Below are 3,674 nucleotides of genomic sequence, written 5' to 3'. Positions count from 1 at the left end.
AGACGGGCCCGCAGGGAGCCGGGCCCGTCGCGCGGTCGCCGCCGAGACCACGGGGGACGCCGAGCCCGGCTCCCTGCGGGCCCGTCTCACCCCCCTCACGGAGACCGAACGCACCAGCGCCCTGCTGCGACTCGTCCGCGACACCGCCGCCGCGGCGCTCGGACACGCCGACCCCGACACCGTCCCGTCGGGCCGGCCGTTCAAGGAACTCGGCTTCGACTCCCTCACCGCCGTCGACTTCCGCAACCGGCTCTCCACCGCCACCGGACTGCGCCTGCCCGTCTCCGTCGTCTTCGACCACCCCTCTCCCCGCCGCATGGTGCGGGCCCTGTACGGGGAACTGTTCGACGACGCACCGGCCGCCGCCACGGACACGCCGACCGCCGTGGGGGCCATGGGGGTGGCGGGGGCGGGCCCCGCCCGCCGACGCGCCGTCGACGACGAACCCCTCGCGATCGTCGGCATGGCCTGCCGCTTCCCCGGTGGTGTCACCAGCCCCGACGAGCTGTGGGACATGCTGACGGAGGGCCGCGACGGCATCACCGGCTTCCCGCGCGACCGGGGTTGGCGCGCGCAGGACTCGGCGCGCGGTGGTTTCCTCGACGACGTCGCCGGTTTCGACCCCGGTTTCTTCGGGATCACCCCCCGCGAGGCGCTCACCATGGACCCGCAGCAGCGGCTGCTCCTGGAGACCTCGTGGGAGGCGGTCGAACGCGCGGGCATCGACCCGACGACCCTGCGCTCCACCCGCACCGGCGTGTACGTGGGCGCCGCCGGGCTCGGCTACTCGCTGCTCTTCCCGCCCGGCTCGGAGCAGTTGGCCGGGTACACCGTCACCGGCACCGCCACGAGCGTGATCTCCGGCCGGGTCTCGTACGTCCTCGGCCTGGAGGGCCCGGCCGTCACCGTCGACACCGCCTGCTCCTCCTCCCTCGTCGCCCTGCACACCGCCGTCCAGGCGCTGCGCGCCGGACAGTGCGACCTGGCACTGGCGGGCGGGGTCTGTGTGATGCCCGACGCCTCGCTCTTCGCCGACTTCGAGCGGCAAGGAGGGCTGGCGGCCGACGGACGGTGCAAGGCGTTCGCGGGGGCCGCCGACGGCACCGGCTGGTCCGAGGGCGTCGGCCTGCTCGTCGTGGAACGGCTCTCCGACGCCGGTCGCGCCGGGCACCCCGTCCTGGCCGTCGTGCGCGGCTCGGCGGTCAACCAGGACGGCGCGTCCAACGGCCTCACCGCTCCCAACGGCCTGGCCCAGCAACGGGTGATCCGCGACGCGCTCGCCGACGCCGGCTGTCTGCCGTCGGACGTGGACGCCGTCGAGGCCCACGGCACCGGCACCCGGCTCGGCGACCCGATCGAGGCGCACGCGCTGCTCGCCACCTACGGCCAGGACCGTGAACGTCCGCTGTACCTCGGCTCGTTGAAGTCCAACATCGGACACACCATGTCGGCGGCGGGGGTCGGCGGCGTCATCAAGACGGTGCTGGCGATGCGCCACGGCACACTGCCGAGGACACTCCACGTGGACGAACCGTCACCGCGGATCGACTGGACGGCCGGGTCCGTGGAGCTGCTGACGGAGTCCCGGCCCTGGCCCCGGACGGGCCGCCCGCGCCGGGCCGGTGTCTCGTCCTTCGGGATCAGCGGCACCAACGCCCACGTCGTCCTCGAACAGGCACCGGCCGACGAGGCCACCCCCGTCGCACCGGCGGAAGACACAGCCCCCGTGGCACCGGCGCTGCAGGACGCCCCTGGGACGTCGGCCGAAGATGCCGCCCCCGAGGCACCGGTCGCGGCTGCCCCCAAGACACCCAAGTCGGTGGCGCCCGAGGCACCGGCCGAGGAGGACACTTCCCGCTCCTGGCCCCTCCTGATCGCCGCCCATGACGAGAGCGCCCTGCGCGACCAGGCGGTCCGCCTGCTGGACCGGCTGGAGACCGACCCGGACCTGGCCGTCGCCGACCTCGCGCGCGCCCTCGCCACCACCCGAGCCGCACTCGGCCACCGGGCCGCCGCCGTCGTCCGCGACCGGGCCGGGGCGACCGCCGCCCTCACCGCCCTCGCCCGGGGCGAACTCCCTCCCTCCCTGCTGCGCGACACCGCCCGAGAGGGCGCGCTCGCGGTGCTCCTCACCGGGCAGGGCGCCCAGCGGTTCGGCATGGGCCGGGAGCTGTACGCCGCCCACCCCGTCTTCGCCGAGGCCTTCGACGCGGTGTGCGTCCACCTCGACCCGCAGCTGCCGCGCCCGCTCGCCGAGATCGTGTTCGGCACCGGGGCGGCGGCACCCGACCCGGAGGCCGCACACCGCCGCACCGATGCGGCGGAGCCCGACCCGGAGGCCGTGCACCGCACCGAGTACACTCAGCCCGCGCTGTTCGCTTTCGAGACCGCCCTGTACCGGCTCCTGGAGAGCTGGGGAGTGCGCGCCGACTACCTGCTCGGCCACTCCGTCGGGGAGATCACCGCCGCGCACCTCGCCGACGTCCTCACCCTGCCCGACGCCTGCCGTCTCATCGCCGCTCGCGGCCGGCTCATGCAGCAACTCCCGCCCGGCGGGGCCATGCTGGCCGTGGCCGTCGGCGAGAAACAGGCGACCGAGGCGGCGGAGGACCACCCGGACGTCGTCGTGGCGGCCGTCAACGCACCCGGCTCCGTCGTGCTCTCCGGCCCGGCCGAGGCACTCACCACGCTCCGCGACGACTTCACCGAACAGGGTGTGCGAGCACGCTTGCTGACGGTCAGTCACGCATTTCACTCGCCGTTGCTGGAGCCGATGCTCGACGACTTCGCCCAGGTGGTCGCCGCACTCGACCTCCGCCCGCCCCGGATCCCCGTCGTCTCCAACGTCACCGGAGAACTCCTCACTCCGGAACAGGCATGCTCGCCCGACTACTGGGTGCGGCACGTACGGGAGACGGTCCGCTTCGCCGACGGGGTGCGCACCCTCGTCGCCGAAGGCGTCACCGTCCTGCTGGAGGCCGGCCCCGACGGCATCCTCACCGGCTCGGCACACAGCTGCCTGGACATGGGCACCGACGCCGGGACCACCGGCGCCGAGGGCGAACCCGTGGTGTGCGTGGCCGCGCAGCGCAAGGGCGCCCCGGAGGAGGAGAGCCTGCTCACCGCACTCGCCCGCACCCACCTGGCCGGTGTCCCCGTCGACTGGGCCGCCGTCCTCCCCGCCTCCGGCGCCCGCCACGTCGAGCTGCCCACCTACCCCTTCCAGCGCGCCCGTTACTGGCCCGACCCCCGCCCGGCAGGCAGCACCGGCGACCTGAGCGCGCTCGGTCTGCGCCCCACCGGCCACCCGCTGGTGGGAGCCCGCGTCACCTCGGCCACCGACGGCACCACCCTGTTCACCGGTGAACTGTCCACGACCGCCCAGCCATGGCTCACCGACCACGCCGTCCTCGACACCGCCCTCTTCCCCGGCACCGGATTCGTCGAACTCGCCCTCTGGGCGGGCCGCCGGCTCGACTGCCCCCACCTCGACGAACTCACCCTGGCCGCACCCCTGTTGATCCCGGCCGACGCCCCCGTCCAGCTCCAGGTCACCGTCGGCCCGCCCGACGACACCGGCCACCGTGCCCTTACCGTCCACTCCCGCACCGAGCCCGACGAGACCTGGACCGCCCACGCCGAGGGCACCCTGACCCCCCAGACGCCCGCCGCAC

Annotated in this window: 1 protein-coding gene; it reads left to right on the top strand. The window is 74.7% G+C overall.

Features of this window, described 5'->3' with window-relative positions; genetic code table 11:
- On the top strand, nucleotides 1–3,674 hold a 3,674-nt coding region (locus tag P1P70_RS41990; RefSeq protein ID WP_319247369.1), incomplete at both ends, for a type I polyketide synthase.

Source organism: Streptomyces sp. MB09-02B, assembly GCF_033794485.1.
In the GTDB taxonomy this organism is placed as follows: Bacteria; Actinomycetota; Actinomycetes; order Streptomycetales; family Streptomycetaceae; genus Streptomyces.
Note: the sequence above shows the minus strand (reverse complement) of the source record. Positions and strands in the feature narration are given on the sequence as shown.